The sequence below is a fragment of the Agrobacterium sp. ST15.16.055 genome, assembly GCF_027956555.1.
GTDB classification, from domain to species: Bacteria; Pseudomonadota; Alphaproteobacteria; order Rhizobiales; family Rhizobiaceae; genus Agrobacterium; species Agrobacterium salinitolerans.
On the sequence record NZ_JAQKGN010000011.1, the window covers coordinates 117,516 to 135,141 of the forward strand.

The following is a 17,626-nucleotide window of genomic DNA, read 5'->3' on the forward strand; positions in this document are numbered from 1 at the left end:
AATAGCGGCCCCGTCGCGACTAGCCCGCCATCCCGGCGTTCGGTTTTACAACGGGTGGGCGGCAATGGATATAAATGCGACTATATTTTTAGACTTCTCTAATGTTGTTGTTTTTATTGTAGATCAGGCGGTAAGACGTTTCGATATAAGGATCCCGTAATGGTTGAGCCAGACACTGGCGCAATGATGGCAAGGTCGATGGCGATAGATATTTCAGAGCGTACAGCAAGCGATCCGTCTCTTGATGCATTGTCGCTTTCCGGCATTGCCTCGAACGGGGCGGTTGCGCATCCGGTCTCTTTTGATGGGCTTACAGGGATTTTCCATCCGGCGCGCAAGGACGTCAGACAGCGCCATGCCGTTCTTTTCGTCAGCCCGTGGGGCATGGAGGAGCTGTGCAGCCGCAAGTTTCAACGGCTGCTGGCCGAGCGGTTGGCCGCTTGCGGTGTCGCCAGCCTGCGATTCGATTATTTGGGCGCGGGCGACGCTTTCGATCCTGATGATGCGGGCCGTGCAGCGGACTGGATTTCCGACGCGCGCGCGGCGTTCAACTGTCTGAAGCGTCTTTCCGGCTGCGCCGAAGTGGTCGTTGTCGCTCAGGGCCTCGGCTGCCTTATCGCTGCGCAGGCGTTTGCCGATGTCCCCGTTGTGAGTTCCATGGCGCTTCTGGCGCCGGTCGTTTCCGGCCGCGCCTATCTGCGTGAGTTGGCGATGTGGTCCTCCATGATCGATGACGGCCTCGGTCTTCTGCCTACGCAACGCATGGCGGAGGCGGGATCGATTGCCGGCATGGCCATGCCCGCCGGTGTTGCGGATGCGATCAGGAAGGCCAATCTTTCAAGTCTGACCGCTGCTCCGGCGCGCACCATTCTGGTGCTCTCCCGGCCAGGCCGCGTAACGGATGCCGATTTCGCCAGGCATCTCGTTGCGATTGGCGGTTCGGTGGAGGAGGCGGAGTTTTCAGGTTACGACGATCTCGTCTCCAGCCCCACGCTCTCGAAAATATCCGACGATGTGGTCAACCGGCTCGTCGTTTGGATCCTCTCCCAGACCCATGCCGAGAGTGCGGTGACCCCCGAGGAGGATTTCACCGTCAATGCTCCGCAGCGTGGGCGCGGTTTTATCGAGCAGCCGGTGCAATTTGGAGAAGGCGGGCGGCTTTTCGGTGTTTTTTGCGGGCCGGATGGTCGGGAGGTGGTTTCTTCGGTTCTTCTGCTTGGCGCTGCTTATGACCGGCATGCGGGCTGGGGCAGGCTTTCGGTGCAGATGGCCCGTGCATTGGCGCGCGAGGGGGTGGCATCTCTTCGCTTCGACGCCGCCAATATTGCCGACAGCCCTCCGGTCAAAAACGTGCCCGAGCAGGTTCTTTACGATACCGCGCAAAATGACGACGTGGCCGCCGCACTCGATTTTCTCGGCAAGCGTGGTAAGGGACCTTTCATTGCGGCGGGCCGGTGCAGCGGCGCTTATCTTGCCTTGAACAGCGCAATCGCCGATGAGCGGATCGGCGCCGTGGTCGCGGTCAATCCGGTTGTCTTCCATTGGCGCAAAGGCCGCTCGGTGGATGAGGCCCTGCATAAACGCCCGCGTTCCTTCGGGGAATACAGCCAGCGCTTTCGACAGGGCGCGACATTCAGGCGTCTCATCAGCGGTGATGTCGATGTGGCAAGTGCGGGGCTGAATATCGTCAAGGCGACGATCAAGAGGCTTTCGACAAAAACGGCGAGGCTGTTCCGCAGGGGCAGCGAGGAAGGGCGTGCCGTCTATGGCGCATTCGACAAATTGAAAGCGAATGATACCGCCGTTCATCTGCTCTACAGCGACAACGACGATGGTCTGGAGCACTTCCAATATTACTTCGACGCCAATGGCGAAGGACTGGCGGCCTATAAGAACGTGTCGCTGACCATTATTCCCGATGCCGATCACAATCTTTCAACGCCGGAAGCCAGACAAGTCTATATCGACGCGGTGAAGCGGCTGGCTCTCGAGCATTTGCAGTAAAATGCCTGGCCGTCATCCCCTAGAAGGAAAATCGCCGGCTGGAACCCAGTGAGACGACCTCTCCGGAAGGAGGAGCTTCCGTCGCCGGGGTCTCCGGCAGGAGGCTGATTTTTCTGGTTTCGCCGGGGCCGAGGTGGAACCAGTTTTCCGAGGCGTAATAACCCTGCACTTCGACATGGACGGATTGCGCCAGTCGGTCCGTGCCGATTTCAAGAGACCAGTTGCCGCTCGTTTCACTGATCGCGGCCTGAAGGTTTGCGGCGTGCAGCGCCTTTTTACGGCCGAGAGGGAAATGGAATGCGTCGGCGATCACATGTCCTGTCGCAACGTCGCGAAGCCGGGCGACGGTAACGTCATGGGATGGAGGGCCGAAACGATAGGCATAGGTCGTGTCGAAAAAGGCGCCGAACAAATCTGTTGCGGCAATGGTCTGGCTCTGTCGGGGTAAAAGCGTGAGCGGTCGTTTGGCGTGGACAACGGGTTGCACACCTTCGCGCAGGCAGCTCAGTTCCAGCATGGCTTCGAGGCCGCCGCCGGTCTCGTTGATGAGGTGTATATCCAGCCCGTTCGTGCCCTCATCGGAAAAAGTAACCTGAATGGGGCGGAACGCCCTTTTTAACGCGTGCCAGACAGATTTGGGCCGGCCGGTGGCATCGATGACACCCCAGCCTGCGCCGGGAACGAGATCTTGCAGGGTCCAGACCAGAGCGCCCTGACAGGAGGAGCCGCTGCGCCGCCATTCGGCGAAAGTCGCCTCCATGACCTCGGCTGTGGCGGCCCGGGACATGTCGAGATAAAGGCCGCCGTCTTCGCGACGCAGAACATCTGGTTCGACGCCGTAGAGCAGGTTCAGATAATGGCCGCGAACATCCTCGAAGTCCCAGGATGCCCCACGATCCCGCGGTGCACGCGCCTTCCATCGCGGATCGTGCACGGCCACGCCGGGTAGATATTTGTCCAGTGTTTCCTGTTCGGGAATATTGGCGAAGGCGAGGCATTCGGCGGCGAAGCGCAGATCGGCGCGGCGCGCATCTTCCAGCGGGCGGCAATAGGCGCCCACGCCGTAATAGTGGCCGACCCCGGCGTTGGGAAAGAAGGGCAATGCACCGCCGGAGGGGGAATTGGCGACATAGGCTGCATCCGGCCGTTTCTCGGCAAGGAGTTCCGGCAGAACCTCCTCGGTGAGCGTTCCCTTCCATATCTGTTCCGGCAGACCGAGCATCGCGCCCTGCTGGTACATTTCACTGCCGCCACAAAAGACGGTGAGCGATGGAGAAAGCGCGGTGGCTTCGAGGAACTGCGAGATTTCCGTGACGATATGCTGGCGCAGGCTCTCGTCCTTTGCCGGGTAATCGAAATTGGCGAGCATGGCGTCCTGCCAGACCATAATGCCCAATTCGTCGCAAAGCGCGAAAAATTCCGGCGTCTCATAAGCCATGGTGCCGCCGATGCGGATCATGTTCATGCCGGCTTCCGCGGCTTTTCTAAGCCATGGCTCGTAGTCGGCCCCTGTTCCCGGCAGGCGCACGATATCGGCTGTCGTCCAGACCGCACCGCGGCTGAAGACCGGCTGACCGTTCACCTTGAGGCCGAAACCGTTACCGTCTTCGCCGTGATCGATCTCAACCCTGCGGAAACCGGTGCGTCCCAGCCTGTGCTGCGAGCCGTCCAGTTCCAGAACTACGGCGTGCAGCGCAGGCCTTCCATGGGTGTGCGGCCACCATGTTTCGACATCGGGTATGTGGAGCTCGCCGGAAAACTTGCCGTTCTCATCCTTGGAAAGATCGGCGCTATAACCCGCGCAGCCAAGCCGTGCCGATTGTATGGGCCGGCTGGTTTCCAGCGAGATGGCGACAATTCCCGTTCCTGCCTCGTCCAGTGAAGATCGGAGCGTGCAAAGTACAGCTTCCTGTCTGATCAGACTGATGGGCCGCCATGGGCCAGCGGCGTGGATTTCCGGGCACCAGCCGGGCATGTAACCGAGTGCGGTGGTGCGGATCAGACGCAAACCCTGGGTATTCATCATCTGCGGCCGCCAGCGGGCGCGGGGGCCGGTTTTTTCAAGTCTCGGCGCAAGCGCCCGGAAGCAGATGCAAAGCTCGTCCGCGCCCGTGAGTTCGACCGGCACTTCCAGCCTTTCGAACATGCTCTGGCTCGCGGCGATCAGCTCGCCATTGAAGAAGATTTCAGCAATGGTGGAGAGACCATCGAAGCGCAGGGCGGCACGCTCCCGGGCATCGGAAATCATTGTCAGCCGGTACCAGGCATCCCTGTCATTGAGGGGGCGCGGAGCGAGACGGTCGAATTTTCCGGCCGCCTCCAGAGCCTGCGCCACGGTGCCGGGAACGGAAACGTGAAGGCTTTCGAGCGATGCGGGAATATCGGCCGGCGTCTCATAGGCATCGGCCGGTGTCAGCGTCAGCGTCCAGCCTTCACTCAGCGATTCCTCGCTTTCGCCGGGAAGATAAGTCCTCACGCGGCCTCGCTGGCATCAGTGAGTTTAATCGAAAGCGCTTCCATTACGCCGTCCCATGCATCCGCTGCTGGATCGAGCACGGTGGCCAGCGCATCAAATTTGCGGCGGGTGACGGCGCGGGCAAGCTGGAACTGCACGGTCTTGGCAACCTCGGAAATCTTGAGCGCGTGGTCTCTTGCTTCAGAAAAACCGTCCGCGTCCAGCCATTCGAAGTGGCTTGCCGCCAGTTCGAAATTGGCGCCGAGCTGGCGCAGCGTGTTGAACGCGTATTTGTGAAAAAAACCGAAGGGTCGGTCGGCGACCTTTTCCACCTGCGTCGGAAAAACGCCGGCAAAAGCGCGGACCGGATTGGTGGAGGGCCGTCTGGAAAAATGGAACTTCAGGAGCCGTTCGGCCGTCTTGCGAATATGTGCGGGCGAGGGGCTGCTATCCGCGAATTTTGCAAATTCGGTATAGGGCAGGAAGGGTGGGTCGGTCTCGGCGAGATGATGCTGGAACAGACCGTCAAAATCTTCGCCTGCAAGATGGAAGAAGCCGGCATTGTGGAAATAGTCGAGTTCGCGGTTTTCGAGGTCGAGCCGGTTGATGGCGATGGTGGTCTTGCCATGTTCTTTCCGATAGCCCACCCCATGGGTATCAGGCATATAGAAGCTGTCCATCTCGATCAGGCAGATGCGGCCGCGTGCGAGCTGCGCGTCGATGTGATTTTCCACCCTGTCGAAGATCGCAAGCTCGGTGGTGCGAACGCCATAAAGCGCCTCGAGGTCTTCCAGCGGCACCTTGAAGAAGGTGAACTGGTCGCCTTCGAAATCCTGCGTCAGCGTGAAACCGAACATGGCCTCTGGCGGCAGGCCCTTCGAGGCCAGCACTTCGATCCACAAATCGATGTAGCAATTGGTCTCCGGCCACATTCTCTCGGAGGAATGGAGCGGATGCTGCACATAATTTTGGGGATCGAGACCGGGAAAAATCTGCCGCATGAATGATCAGCCCCAGAGCGTTTCCACGACCTTCGCAGGCCATTTCTTCACATCGAGACCATGATGCGCAAACAGCGCCAGCGCGATGCGCTCAAGGCCGAAACCGACGCAGGCGGTATGGGCAACATCGCCATTATCGAGGTTCAGGCCCCACTTCTGGCCGAAGGCATCCTGGTGGTAGTTGAAACTCATGCAGGCTGTTGGGTTCGTCGTCGATGTGACCGGGATCAAGAGTTCGAATTTCAGGTTCTGGTCGCGCTGGTTGTTGGCGAGCATTTTTCCGGCGCGGCCGAAGAAGGGATCGTTGGCGATATCGATGGTGACGTCGAGCCCGACCGCTTTCATCATTTCCACGCCGCGATCCATCCAGGTCTGGCGGAATTCGGTGACGTTCGCCTCGGTGCCCATGCAGACATATTCACGCATGCGGAAAAGCTGCTGGCGCGCCGGGTCCTTGGAAGGCTCATGGCGGAAGCAATAGGACTGGATGTCATAGAGGCCGCCGCCGGCAGGTAGCGCGCCGCGCTTGGCAATCGTCGGATAAAGGGGGTAGCAGGCCGCCGGCGTCAGCACGATGTCGGTGGCTTTCTGGTCCTTGGTCCAGTCGCCGCCCTCATCCATCGTCTTCAGCAGGCTGACATGGTCGAGTTCACAGCCGCAGAAGGAATGGACCGTGCCGGCGAGCTGCGGGAAGCTCTTCATGTAACCGCTCTTTTCGAAATAGGCGCGGTTGATGCCGGGCGGGAAGCGGATCGCTTCGGCGCCGTCAGCGCCACCGGTGCGGTCGATCAGCCGCTCGAAGGCGGCAATGACATCCTCGAACTGGCCGCTGCGTCCATAAAGACCGTCCACACCGGTTTCAATCAGCAGGCCTTCTTCGAACAGTCGATCGAGAAACGATGTTTGCATGTCCATGGTCTTATCCCAAGAGGCTGGTGTCCTGCTTGTGAACCAGCAGGAGATTGGCGGAATTGCCGAGAATGCGGTCGTTGGAAATCATCAATCGGGCGGAATGCGCATCACGCAGGTGTCGGCCGAGACTGTAGGGTGTGCCGTTCTTGTAGCCCATGATGCCGCAGACCAGCATGGCGTGGTCGATGATCTCGAGAATGGTTTCCGAAGAGCAGATCTTCACATTGTTCATGGCGACGGCAAAGGCCATGGACATCAGTTTTTCGGGGTCGCTCTTGGTGTCCTCGTAAGCCTTGATGCCGGCGATGATGTTGGATTTCACGACCTGCAGCTTGGTGGAAACTTCAGCAAGGCGGATTGCGCCGGGAGGAGCGGTGCCCGGCGATTTGCGCGCCGCGGCTCTGACGAAAGACTGGGCGCGCAGCACGGCGTCCGAGGCGATGCCATACCAGACGGCGCTCCACAGGAGATGCGAGCTTGCAAGCATGGATTGTGCGGCGATTTCGGCAAAGGGTTTCGGGAATATCTGCGCCGCCGGCGCTTCGCCGCGGAACAGGAAGCCGTCCGAACAGGTGCCACGCATGCCGAGCGTATCCCAGACATGGGTCTTTTCGAGCGTGTACTGATTTTTCAGGAAGACGGTCATCACCTGGTCGGCGGGCGCGGCATCCTTGTGAGCGCGCGAGGTGATGAGGATCGCATCGGCATTGCTGCCATAGGAAATGACGGTGGCATCCTTTTCCAGCCGGCAGCTATCGCCTTCGACTTCGATCGCACAGATGGAGTTGCGCAGATTGCCGCCGATGCCGCCTTCCGTGGTGGCGGAGCCGAGCAGGAGCTGTTCGTTGGCAACGCGACGCATGAAGCCCGGATGCCAGTTGCTCTCGACGCCATGTTCCACAAGGCTTGACAGCTTGATGTGGTGCATGGCGAAAATCATCGCGGTTGCCGAACATGCCTGCCCGAGCCGGGCGCAGATATCGGCGATTTCCTGTAAGGAAGCGCTTTCGCCGCCCAGCGAAGAGGGGACCTGAATGCCGAGCAGACGTTCCTGTCGCAGCGCATCAACAGCTTCCTGCGGAAAGCGGCCGGTGACATCTACCGCATCCGCATGTCTGGCGGCAATTGCCGCGACACGGCCCGCGCGCGCGGACAGCGTTTCATCCTGCGGCGCTACGGTGACGTTCATCAGGCTGCCTCTTTACCATCCAGAATGAGCTTAACGGTGTCTTCAATCGCCCTGATGCTCGCAAAGGATTTGCGGTTCAGGAGATTGTCGGGGAATTCGATGTCGAATGCCTCTTCGATGCCGAGCATCAATTGTACCGACGCAAAGGAAGAAAGGCCCGCTGCATAAAGATCGGCTTCGTCTGCAATCGTATCGACGGGGGTTGGAAGCTGGCCGAATTTTGCCAGTATTTCACGAATAGTCGCATTCATTCCGACGTATCTCCAATGAAATCAACATTAGGTAGGTTTGTGCTTATCGTTATGCCGCAAACGATAATATTCGCCTAAACCGTTAGGTTAATTACAACTAACGGCAGCATGCGACATTCCCGCACCTTTGCCAAGTACGGATCGTCGGCCTTGACAAATGCCGGGCGGTGTTTTTTGCTGGGACCATTCACCAGGGGTGTCCCGTCAAGGGGCTGAGATTCTGCTTTCATGCGCAGTGACCCGTTGAACCTGATCCAGTTCATACTGGCGTAGGGACGGTGCAAAGACCTGATGTCGGGCGGGCGCATGACGTTGCGTTTCGGCAATTCGGTATTTTCCATCATTCCGGCTCGAACTGGGTCTCCACTGTCAAACTTTGGAGCCTCAAGATGAATATCGCTGCCAAGACTATCCCGCTTACTGTCACCACCGGGCCGCATGCCGCCTCCACGAAAATCCACAAAGCCGGCATTCTACATCCCCATATCCGCGTGCCGATGCGCGAGATCGCCGTTCATCCCACAGCCGGCGAACCGCCGGTGACGGTCTATGATTCTTCCGGCCCCTATACCGATCCTGCCCATGCCGTTTTGATTGAAAAGGGTCTGCCGCGCCTGCGTCAAGACTGGGTCGTGGCCCGCGGTGATGTCGAGGCTTATGAGGGGCGACACGTCAAGCCGGAGGATAACGGCTTTGCCACAGGCGAGCGCCTGACGCCTGAATTCGGTGTGCGTCACCAGCCGCTGAAAGCGACGGCGGGCAAGGCGGTGACGCAACTTGCCTATGCCAGGGCGGGCATTATCACGCCGGAAATGGAATTCATCGCCATCCGCGAAAATCTCGGGCGCGAGGCCGTGAAAGAAAAGCTCGCGCGTGACGGCGAAAGCTTTGGCGCGCATATTCCTGATTATGTCACGGCGGAATTCGTGCGTCAGGAAGTGGCGTCGGGCCGCGCCATCATTCCGGCCAATATCAACCACCCGGAACTTGAGCCGATGATCATCGGCCGCAATTTTCTCGTCAAGATCAACGCCAATATCGGCAATTCCGCCGTCACCTCCTCCATGGCTGAAGAGGTGGAGAAGATGGTTTGGGCCATCCGCTGGGGTGCGGATACCGTCATGGACCTGTCGACCGGCCGCAACATCCACAATATCCGCGAATGGATCATCCGCAACTCGCCGGTGCCGATCGGCACGGTGCCGCTTTATCAGGCGCTTGAGAAGGTCAACGGCATTGCCGAAGATCTGAGCTGGGAAGTGTTCCGCGACACGCTGATCGAGCAGGCGGAACAGGGCGTGGATTATTTCACCATCCATGCCGGCGTGCGGCTGCATTACATCCCGCTCACCGTCAACCGCGTCACCGGCATCGTTTCGCGCGGCGGCTCGATCATGGCCAAATGGTGTCTGCATCACCACAAGGAAAGTTTCCTTTATGAGCATTTCGACGAGATTTGCGACATTTGCCGCGCCTATGACGTCTCCTTCTCGCTTGGTGATGGCCTGCGTCCCGGGTCGATTGCCGATGCCAATGACGCGGCTCAGTTTGCCGAGCTGGAGACGCTCGGCGAGTTGACGCAGATCGCCTGGGCGAAGGATTGCCAGGTGATGATCGAAGGCCCCGGCCATGTGCCGATGCACAAGACCAAGGAAAACATGGACAAGCAGTTGAAGACCTGCGGCGAGGCGCCCTTCTATACGCTCGGGCCGCTCACCACCGATATTGCGCCCGGTTACGATCACATCACGTCGGGCATCGGTGCTGCGATGATCGGCTGGTTCGGAACGGCGATGCTCTGCTACGTCACGCCCAAGGAACATCTCGGCCTGCCTGACCGTAACGACGTGAAGGTCGGCGTCATCACCTACAAGATCGCTGCCCACGCCGCCGATCTCGCCAAGGGCCATCCGGCAGCACAGGTGCGGGACGATGCGCTGTCGCGCGCGCGGTTCGAGTTCCGCTGGGAGGACCAGTTCAACCTGTCGCTGGACCCGGATACGGCGCGCTCCTTCCATGACGAGACGTTGCCAAAGGAAGCGCACAAGGTCGCGCATTTCTGCTCCATGTGCGGGCCGAAATTCTGCTCGATGCGGATTTCCCACGATATCCGCGCCGAGGCGCAGAAGGAGGGGCTGGAGGCCATGGCCGCACGCTTCAAGGAAGGCGGTGAACTCTATATGCCGCTCGCAACGCCTGCGAATACCGAATAGCATGCGCATTCTGGTCAAGGGAACGGGGGTCGCCGGTTTGACGGCGGCCTTCGAACTGGCGCGGAGCGGCATTACTGTCGAGGTCTGCGAGCGCAATGCCGAACCCTCTCGCGGTGCATCCTGGTATGCGGGCGGCATGTTGGCGCCCTGGTGCGAGCGTGAAAGTGCTGAAGCGGCGGTTCTGACGCTCGGTCAGGCGGCGCTCGACTGGTGGGATGAAGCGACACCCGGCCTTGTCGTGCGGCACGGTACGCTGGTCGTTGCGCCAGCCCGCGACAAGGTGGAGCTTTCGCGTTTCGCATCGCGGACCGCTGGCTATCGCTGGGTGGATGAGGGCGAAATCGCCGCGCTGGAGCCAGATCTTGCCGGGCGATTTCGTTCCGGGCTTTATTTCCCGGGCGAGGGGCACCTCGATCCGCGTCTTGCACTGAAATCGCTGCATGAGCGGCTCTGCACCATGGGTGTACGGTTCCATATGGGTATCCCGTTGGATGAAGAGCCGTTCGACCGCGTGGTGGATTGCACTGGCTCTGCGGCAATCGGCGGGATTTCCGATCTTCGCGGTGTGCGGGGAGAAATGCTCTATCTCGCCACGCCGGAGGTTTCCCTGTCTCGTCCTGTCCGGCTGCTGCATCCGCGCATTCCGCTTTATATCGTGCCGCGCGAGCCGGGTCGTTTCATGGTGGGCGCAACGATGATCGAGACGGAAGATGCGGGCGCCATTTCCGCCCGCTCGATGATGGAGTTCCTGAATGCCGCCTACGCCGTGCATCCGGCTTTCGCGGAGGCGGAAATCATCGAGACGGGCACCGGCGTGCGCCCCGCCTATCCTGACAATCTGCCTGATGTCACGCAGGATGGCCGGACCATTTTCATCAACGGCGCGCACCGGCACGGCTTTCTGCTGTCGCCGGCGATGGCGCGGCAGGCGGCTGAAGTCGTTTGCCAAACTCTCTCTCAAAAGGAACGGGATCATGAAACTTCTGGTGAATGGCGACGAGCTTGATCTCGCCGCCGAGACGCTGGCCGGCCTGCTTGCCAGCCTCGAATACGAGGGTGAGTGGCTGGCGACGGCGGTGAACGGTGACCTGGTGCATTCGGAAGAGCGCGCCGATTATAGGTTGAAGGCCTTTGACCGTATCGAAATCCTCTCGCCGATGCAGGGAGGCTGAAACCATGCTGACGCTCTATGGCCGCGAGGTCTCATCCCGTCTCCTGCTCGGCACAGCGCGCTATCCGTCTCCTGCCGTGCTTGCCGACGCCGTGCGGGCGAGCAACACGAATATTCTGACAATTTCGCTGCGCCGGGAAACGGCGGGCGGCAAGAAGGGCGGTCAGTTTTTCGAGCTTATCCGCGAGCTGGATCGCCACATTCTGCCCAATACCGCCGGCTGCCACACGGTCAAGGAAGCGGTGCTGACGGCAAAGATGGCCCGCGATGTGTTCCGCACTAACTGGATCAAGCTGGAGGTTATCGGCCATCACGATACGTTGCAGCCCGATGTCTTCGCACTTGTCGAGGCGGCGAAAATCCTCTGCGACGATGGTTTCGAGGTCTTTCCTTATACGACGGACGATCTGGTCGTCGCCGAAAAGCTGCTGGAGGCGGGTTGCAGGGTACTGATGCCCTGGTGCGCGCCGATCGGCAGCGCCATGGGACCGCTCAATCTAACGGCGCTGAAATCCATGCGGGCGCGTTTTTCGGATGTGCCGATGATTGTCGATGCCGGTATCGGCCGCCCGTCCCATGCGGTCACGGTGATGGAGCTTGGTTACGATGCCGTTCTGCTCAACACGGCGGTTGCGGGCGCGGGTGATCCGGTCGGCATGGCGGAGGCTTTCGCTCGCGCCATAGAAGCCGGCCATCAGGCATATCTCTCCGGGCCGCTGGAGCCGAGGGACATGGCCGTTCCCTCGACGCCGGTGATCGGAACGGCTGTCTTTTCCTGATCGCGGCTTGTCGTAGACATCAGGCACGTCACGTTTTGCGTTGACAGTGCCTGATGGTGGCGGGATACCGGGAGAAAAGGGAAACGGCATGGCGGCACTCACAAATCTTCTGACTGACATAGGCGGCGTTTCGGTCGGTAATGTCACCGATCTTGCCCTTGGCTCCGGTGTTACGGCGATTGTTTTCGAAAAGCCCGTCATCGCTTCCGGTTCTGTTTTGGGTGGTGCGCCGGGCGGGCGCGATACCGGCCTGCTCGACCCCGCGATGACGGTGGAAACGGTGGACGCCTTCGTGCTGTCGGGCGGTTCTGCCTTCGGACTGGATGCGGCGGGCGGCGTTCAGGCCGGGCTGCGCGAAATCGGGCGTGGCCTGCAGGTGGGGTCCACCCGCGTTCCCATCGTGCCGCAGGCGATCCTGATGGATCTGCTGAATGGCGGTGATAAGGGCTGGGGTCTGCATTCACCCTATCGCGAGATGGGATATGCGGCCTTCAAGGCGGCGCGTGCGACGCCCTTCGAACTCGGAACAGCCGGGGCTGGAACGGGTGCGACGACCGCCACCTTCAAGGGCGGGCTCGGCTCCGCAAGCACCGTCAGTTCCGGCGGTTATAAGGTGGCGGCCATCGTTGCCGTCAATGCGCTCGGCTCCGCAACGGTTGGAACGAGCCGCCATTTCTGGTCCGCGCCGTTTGAAGTGCGGAGTGAATATGGCGATTGCGGTTTTCCTGATCGTTTCGAGCGGGATCATACCGCGCTGCGCCTCAAGGGGGTCAATCTCACGGCAACGACCATCGGTGCGGTGGTGACGGATGCCGTGCTCACCAAAGCGCAGGCGCATCGCCTTTCCATCATGGCGCATGACGGTTTGGCGCGCGCCGTTCTGCCCGCCCATCTGCCAAGCGACGGCGACACCATGTTCGCGGCCGCGACCGGTGAAAAGCCGCTTGAGGGCGGCGTTCATTTCGCCGAACTTTGCCATCTTGCCACCATCGTGATGGCGCGCGCGGTGGCGCGTGGCGTCTATGAGGCGACGGCCTTGCCGGTGGATGGAGCGCAAAAGGCCTATCGCGATCTTCATGGACGGAGCCTTTGAACGATGAGTGAGGCCCTCGCTCCACTGAAACCTGTTCTTCGTATCGATTTTCCGCCCGGAGAGCGATTGGGGCACGGCAAGATCGAATTGATGGAGCGGATTGTCGAGACCGGCTCCATCTCTGCCGCCGGGCGGGCGATGGACATGTCCTATCGTCGCGCATGGCTGCTGGTGGATGCGCTGAACCATATGTTCCGGCAACCGGTTATTGAATCGCAGCGTGGCGGCAAACAGGGCGGCGGTGCGGCGCTGACCGCTTTCGGCACTGAGGTTCTGGAGCGTTACCGCGGCATGGAAAAGCGGATGAACGAGGCCTTGCGCGCCGATATCGACTGGCTGGAGGCCAATCGTAATCCCGACGCGGCCCTCAATAGGGATCAAGAGCCGCCGACTTTATGATCGCATGCACTGGTCTTCCGGGTTCCAGCTGCAGCCTCTCGCGTGACAGATCGGTGATGCGCGACTGGATGATGTCGCCGCCGCAATCCACCTGAACCGTGACCATGCCGTCTTCGCTGGCTGAGACAGTTGCGACACGACCCTCGAGAATGTTGAGGGCGCTCAAGCCTTCGGGTTTTACGGTTGCCAGCATCACGTCACGCGCCGGTATAAGCACGCGCGCCGGGCTGCCGGATGTTCCCCTTTTGGCCGGAACATGGAGCAGCATGGTCTTTAGCCGCACGGCGGCAAGTCCGTGCCGCGCATCAAAGCTTTCAATGTGCCCGGAAAGAATGCTGCCTGCCTCGCGCCGTTCGAGATGCGTGCTGAAATCCGGTCTCGCCAGCACCTCGGCTGCTTTTCCCTGCGCCTCCACCTTGCCGTCCTTCATCACCACGATGCGGTCTGCGAGGCGGGCGACCTCCTGAATAGAGTGGCTGACATAGACAACAGGGATTTTCGTCTCGTCGCGCAGCCGTTCGAGATAAGGAATGATCTCGGCTTTCCGCTGCTCGTCCAGCGAGGCGAGCGGTTCGTCCATCAGCAGCAGTCTGGGGGAAGAAAGCAGTGCGCGGCCGATGGCAACGCGCTGTTTTTCGCCGCCCGAGAGTTTGTTGGGACGCCGCTGCAAGAGATGGCCGATGCCGAGCATGTCGATGATATGGTCTTCCTGCGCGACCTTCGTTTTGTCTGCGGTGAACCAGCTACCGTAGTGTAGATTTTGCGCCACGCTGAGATGCGGGAAAAGCCGCGCCTCCTGAAAGACATAACCGAAACGGCGTTTATGGGCCGGCACGAACAGTCGCTTTTCGCTATCGGCCAGCACTTCGCCGTCCAGCAAAACCTGTCCCTCATCCGGCCGCAGCAGGCCGGCGATGATGCGGATCATCGAGGTCTTGCCGGAACCGGAGCGTCCAAACAGCGCGGTGACGCCGCCTTGCGAGGTGAATGACGCATCGAGTTCGAAGGAGCCGAGGCGATGGCGGGTGGTGACCGAAAGCGTCATTCCATGCTCACCCGTTTGCCGATGATGCGGGCCAGAAACTCCGAGACGAGCAAAGCGAGCATGGAAATCACGACGGAGACAATGGTTAGCCGCAACGCACCGGCATCGCCGCCCGGAACCTGGGTGAAGGTATAGATGGCGGCGGACAAAGTCTGGGTCTCGCCGGGAATATTGGACACGAAGGTGATGGTCGCGCCGAACTCGCCCATGGCCTTGGCGAAAGCCAGGATCATGCCGGCGATGATGCCAGGCAATGTCAGGGGAAGCGTGACAGTGAGGAACACCCAGAACGGGCTTGCCCCCAATGTGCCCGCCGCTTCCTCCAGCTTTCGGTCCACCGCTTCGATGGAGAGCCGGATGGAACGCACCATCAGCGGAAAGGCCATCACGGCGCAGGCGAGCGCCGCCCCGGTCCAGCGGAAGGAAAAGACGATGCCGAACCAGCTATCGAGAAATTGCCCGATTGCGCCCCGGCGGCCGAACAGGACGAGTAGCAGAAAGCCGGTGACGACGGGCGGCAGGATGAGCGGCAGGTGGACGATGCCGTTAAGAAGCGATTTGCCCCAGAAGCGGCCGCGCGCCAGCGCCACGGCAACCGCAATGCCGAAAGGCAGGCTGGCGAGCATGGCGATGGAGGACACCCACAGGCTGAGCCTGATTGCCGTCCATTCTTCAGGGCTGAGTGTCCACCAAGGCAATGCCATATCCTGCAATCGTCATCTCTCGCGGCCAATAGGCTGGGCTCACGAAAGGCAGTTTATTTCAAAACGGTAAAGCCTTGCTTTTCGAAGAAGGGCGTTGCCTTGGCCGATTTCAGGAAATCCAGATAGGCTTTTGCTGCCGGGGACTTGGCTTCCGAAAGAATGGCGACCGGGTAGATGATCGGCGGATGGCTGTCTTCCGGGAAGGCGCCGACGATCTTCACACCCGGATCGGCGGCGGCATCGGTCTGGTAGACGATGCCATAGGGTGCTTCGCCGCGCGAGACGAGCAGCAGCGCGGCACGCACGCTTTCCGCGCCGGCGACCTTTTGTTCGACCGAGGACCAGACCCCGAGTTTTTCCAGAGCGGCCTTGCCGTATTTGCCCGCCGGTACGGAATCGACTGCGCCCATGGCCAGACGGCCGTCGCCCACCAGAGCAGCAAGATCGAAGCCCTGCTTGATCTCGACCGGCTTTGCCTTGTCAGCCGGAGCGACGAGAACGATGCGGTTGCCGAGAAGATTGGAGCGGCTGTCAGCGTTGATCAGCTTCTTTTCGGCAACATAGTCCATCCATGCAAGGTCGGCGGAAATGAAGATATCCGCCGGTGCGCCCTGCTCGATCTGCTTGGCCAGCGCCGAGCTTGCTGCATAAGAAACGGTTGCTTCGTTACCGCTTTCCTTTGCCCATTCGGCATTGATGGCGTCGAGGGCGTTTTTCATGCTCGCGGCGGCAAACACCGTGACTTTTTCGGCTGCATGGGCCGGAACGGCCGCGAGTGAGGCCGCCATCCAGAAGGATGTGGCTGCGGCAATGGTTTTGAGAAAGCTGCGACGCAAAAGTCTCATGGTGTGTTACCCCGTTTCAAAATATTCCTATGAATATATCGATAGGCCTATAGGGCATTCATTATATTTTCAAGGATATATCGCTGGGGTGGAAAAAAGCCCTTAGCGGGCTGGCTGAATCCTGGTGAGAAGCATAGGGATGAGGGATGGTGAGCGCATCCGATAACGGCGAACGTCGTAATGAAGCATCGGCCCGAACGTTCGTGTCGTGCGTTGGAAGTCCGATCAAAAACGCTCGCCAGCGAAATGGGCGATCTGTGCGCCTGCCTCGTAATAGGCTTCCTTCAATGCCCGGACAGGCCGCGCTTTCGGCTCCGTCAAAGGCAGCGGCAATTCTGCCTCGGCGATGTCACCGAGAATATGCTGTGCAATGACCTTGCCGAAGGCCGTGCCCGGCGCAATGCCGCGGCCGTTATAGCCCGAGAAGCCGACGACGTTCTCCGCAAATTTGTGAAACCGTGGAACGGCATTGTCCGTCATGCCGATCTGGCCATACCATTCACATTCGAATTCCGTGTCTCCAAGCTGCGGGAAAAGCCGCTTCAGCGATCGTTTTGCCCAGGCACGATGAATGGCGGCGCCGGTGCCGCGTAGCGCACCGACACTGCCGAAAACCAACTGGCCGGCTTTGTCCATGCGGAAGGATGAGAGAATCTCCTTCGTATCCCAGCAACCTTCACGGCCGGGCAGGATGCTCTTTTGCAGGTTGTCGCCGAGCGGTCTCGTCGCGAAATTGAAATAGGGTAGGTAGATCTGTTCATCGCGAACGATCTGCCATGGGCCGGTGCTATAGGCTTCGGTGGCCACAACGATCCAGTTGGCGGTTACAGACCCTTGCGGCGTCTTCACCACCCATTTTCCGTTGCTGCGTTCGGTCGCTACCACGGGGCTTTCGGTGTGCAGACGTGCACCCGCTTTCCGGGCGGCTGCGGCAAGGCCTCGAACATAAGCGAGCGGCTGTATCGTACCGGCGCGTGTATCCAGAAGCGCACCGGAATAGGCCGTGCTGCCGGTACGTCTCGCTGTCTCCTCGGCATCAAGAATGCGGACAGGTGCGCCTCTCGCAGCCCATTGTTCGCAGCGCTCGCGGATTTCGGCGAGCCCTTTGTCGCCGACGGCACAATGCAGCGTGCCGTTTTTTTCGATTTCGCAGGGAATCGCGTGTTTCTCCACCAACTCGCGAACGAGGAGGGGCGCATTGCCCAGAAGATCGAGAAGCCGTTCGCCGTAAGTCGAACCCAGCACGCCGGGCAGTTCTTTCGGCATGACCCACATGCCGCCATTGATGAGACCGACATTGCGGCCGGCGCCGCCGAAGCCGATTTCCCTTGCTTCGAGAAGAACGACATCCACACCGCATTCGGCAAGATGAAGGGCGGCGGACTGGCCGGTGAAGCCACCTCCGACAATGACGACATCAGCAACCGTTGCGCCCTCCCAGGCGGGCGTTACGGGCGGCTGTGGCGCGGTCTTTTCCCAGAGGCCATGCGAGCGGGGGTCATTATACATCGTTCCACCATGTTCCGGGCCAGTTCATTTGTTCTTCGTATGAGTGACAAGCCCTT

Annotated in this window: 16 protein-coding genes and 1 riboswitch; of the genes, 7 read left to right on the forward strand and 9 right to left on the reverse strand. The window is 60.2% G+C overall.

Going from position 1 to position 17,626, the window contains the following annotated elements; translation table 11 throughout:
- The first annotated feature begins 198 nt into the window (after positions 1-198).
- The gene (locus tag PL599_RS16475; protein ID WP_269824773.1) at positions 199-2,004 is read left to right on the forward strand and encodes a serine aminopeptidase domain-containing protein; all 1,806 of its coding nucleotides are present in this window, start codon (positions 199-201) and stop codon (positions 2,002-2,004) included.
- Between the two features lie 19 nt (positions 2,005-2,023).
- On the opposite strand, the gene PL599_RS16480 is transcribed toward PL599_RS16475, so the two are convergent.
- The 5 genes from PL599_RS16480 to PL599_RS16500 are packed head-to-tail and all read right to left on the reverse strand — an operon-like array spanning position 2,024 to position 7,812.
- Positions 2,024-4,480: a beta-mannosidase gene (locus PL599_RS16480; protein WP_269824731.1), complete on the reverse strand. Its 2,457-nt coding sequence runs from the start codon at positions 4,478-4,480 to the stop codon at positions 2,024-2,026.
- Positions 4,477-5,460 carry a DUF1839 family protein gene (locus PL599_RS16485; protein ID WP_137412232.1) on the reverse strand — a complete coding sequence of 328 codons (984 nt, stop codon included), beginning with the start codon at positions 5,458-5,460 and terminating at the stop codon, positions 4,477-4,479. Before PL599_RS16485 ends, PL599_RS16480 begins: the two co-directional genes overlap by 4 nt.
- A gap of 6 nt (positions 5,461-5,466) precedes the next feature.
- Positions 5,467-6,375 (reverse strand): amino acid--[acyl-carrier-protein] ligase, encoded by a 909-nt coding sequence (locus PL599_RS16490; protein ID WP_077985559.1) that lies wholly within the window; start codon positions 6,373-6,375, stop codon positions 5,467-5,469.
- A 4-nt stretch (positions 6,376-6,379) separates the two neighbouring features.
- Entirely contained in the window at positions 6,380-7,561 is a 1,182-nt protein-coding gene (locus tag PL599_RS16495) for an acyl-CoA dehydrogenase family protein (protein WP_137412231.1), read from the reverse strand.
- Positions 7,561-7,812: an acyl carrier protein gene (locus tag PL599_RS16500; RefSeq protein WP_003521307.1), complete on the reverse strand. Its 252-nt coding sequence runs from the start codon at positions 7,810-7,812 to the stop codon at positions 7,561-7,563. Before PL599_RS16500 ends, PL599_RS16495 begins: the two co-directional genes overlap by 1 nt.
- A gap of 182 nt (positions 7,813-7,994) precedes the next feature.
- Positions 7,995-8,106: riboswitch (TPP riboswitch) on the forward strand.
- A 95-nt stretch (positions 8,107-8,201) separates the two neighbouring features.
- Between PL599_RS16500 and thiC the strand changes: the two genes are divergently transcribed.
- The 6 genes from thiC (at position 8,202) to PL599_RS16530 (ending at position 13,467) form a co-directional block, all read left to right on the forward strand.
- Positions 8,202-10,025, forward strand: coding sequence for a phosphomethylpyrimidine synthase ThiC (gene thiC, locus PL599_RS16505; protein WP_271359334.1), 1,824 nt, complete (start codon positions 8,202-8,204; stop codon positions 10,023-10,025).
- A 1-nt stretch (position 10,026) separates the two neighbouring features.
- Positions 10,027-11,031, forward strand: coding sequence for a glycine oxidase ThiO (gene thiO, locus PL599_RS16510; RefSeq protein ID WP_269824729.1), 1,005 nt, complete (start codon positions 10,027-10,029; stop codon positions 11,029-11,031).
- Positions 11,000-11,197 carry a sulfur carrier protein ThiS gene (thiS, locus tag PL599_RS16515; RefSeq protein WP_077985561.1) on the forward strand — a complete coding sequence of 66 codons (198 nt, stop codon included), beginning with the start codon at positions 11,000-11,002 and terminating at the stop codon, positions 11,195-11,197. Before thiO ends, thiS begins: the two co-directional genes overlap by 32 nt.
- Positions 11,198-11,201: 4 nt before the next feature.
- Positions 11,202-11,975, forward strand: a complete 774-nt coding sequence (locus PL599_RS16520) for a thiazole synthase (RefSeq protein WP_142913013.1) — start codon at positions 11,202-11,204, stop codon at positions 11,973-11,975.
- An 88-nt stretch (positions 11,976-12,063) separates the two neighbouring features.
- A complete protein-coding gene (locus tag PL599_RS16525; protein ID WP_269824728.1) occupies positions 12,064-13,068 on the forward strand; it encodes a P1 family peptidase in 1,005 nt (334 codons plus the stop codon).
- A gap of 3 nt (positions 13,069-13,071) precedes the next feature.
- Positions 13,072-13,467, forward strand: a complete 396-nt coding sequence (locus tag PL599_RS16530; RefSeq protein ID WP_269824727.1) for a winged helix-turn-helix domain-containing protein — start codon at positions 13,072-13,074, stop codon at positions 13,465-13,467.
- On the opposite strand, the gene modC is transcribed toward PL599_RS16530, so the two are convergent.
- The 4 genes from modC to PL599_RS16550 form a co-directional block, all read right to left on the reverse strand.
- Positions 13,436-14,512, reverse strand: a complete 1,077-nt coding sequence (modC, locus tag PL599_RS16535; protein ID WP_269824726.1) for a molybdenum ABC transporter ATP-binding protein — start codon at positions 14,510-14,512, stop codon at positions 13,436-13,438. The genes PL599_RS16530 and modC overlap by 32 nt on opposite strands.
- Positions 14,509-15,216 (reverse strand): molybdate ABC transporter permease subunit, encoded by a 708-nt coding sequence (gene modB, locus PL599_RS16540; protein WP_137412224.1) that lies wholly within the window; start codon positions 15,214-15,216, stop codon positions 14,509-14,511. Before modB ends, modC begins: the two co-directional genes overlap by 4 nt.
- A 53-nt stretch (positions 15,217-15,269) precedes the next feature.
- The gene (modA, locus tag PL599_RS16545) at positions 15,270-16,061 is read right to left on the reverse strand and encodes a molybdate ABC transporter substrate-binding protein (RefSeq protein WP_269824725.1); all 792 of its coding nucleotides are present in this window, start codon (positions 16,059-16,061) and stop codon (positions 15,270-15,272) included.
- 225 nt (positions 16,062-16,286) lie between these two features.
- Complete coding sequence (locus tag PL599_RS16550) at positions 16,287-17,570, reverse strand: NAD(P)/FAD-dependent oxidoreductase (protein ID WP_269824724.1); 1,284 nt, start codon at positions 17,568-17,570, stop codon at positions 16,287-16,289.
- Positions 17,571-17,626: the final 56 nt, after the last annotated feature.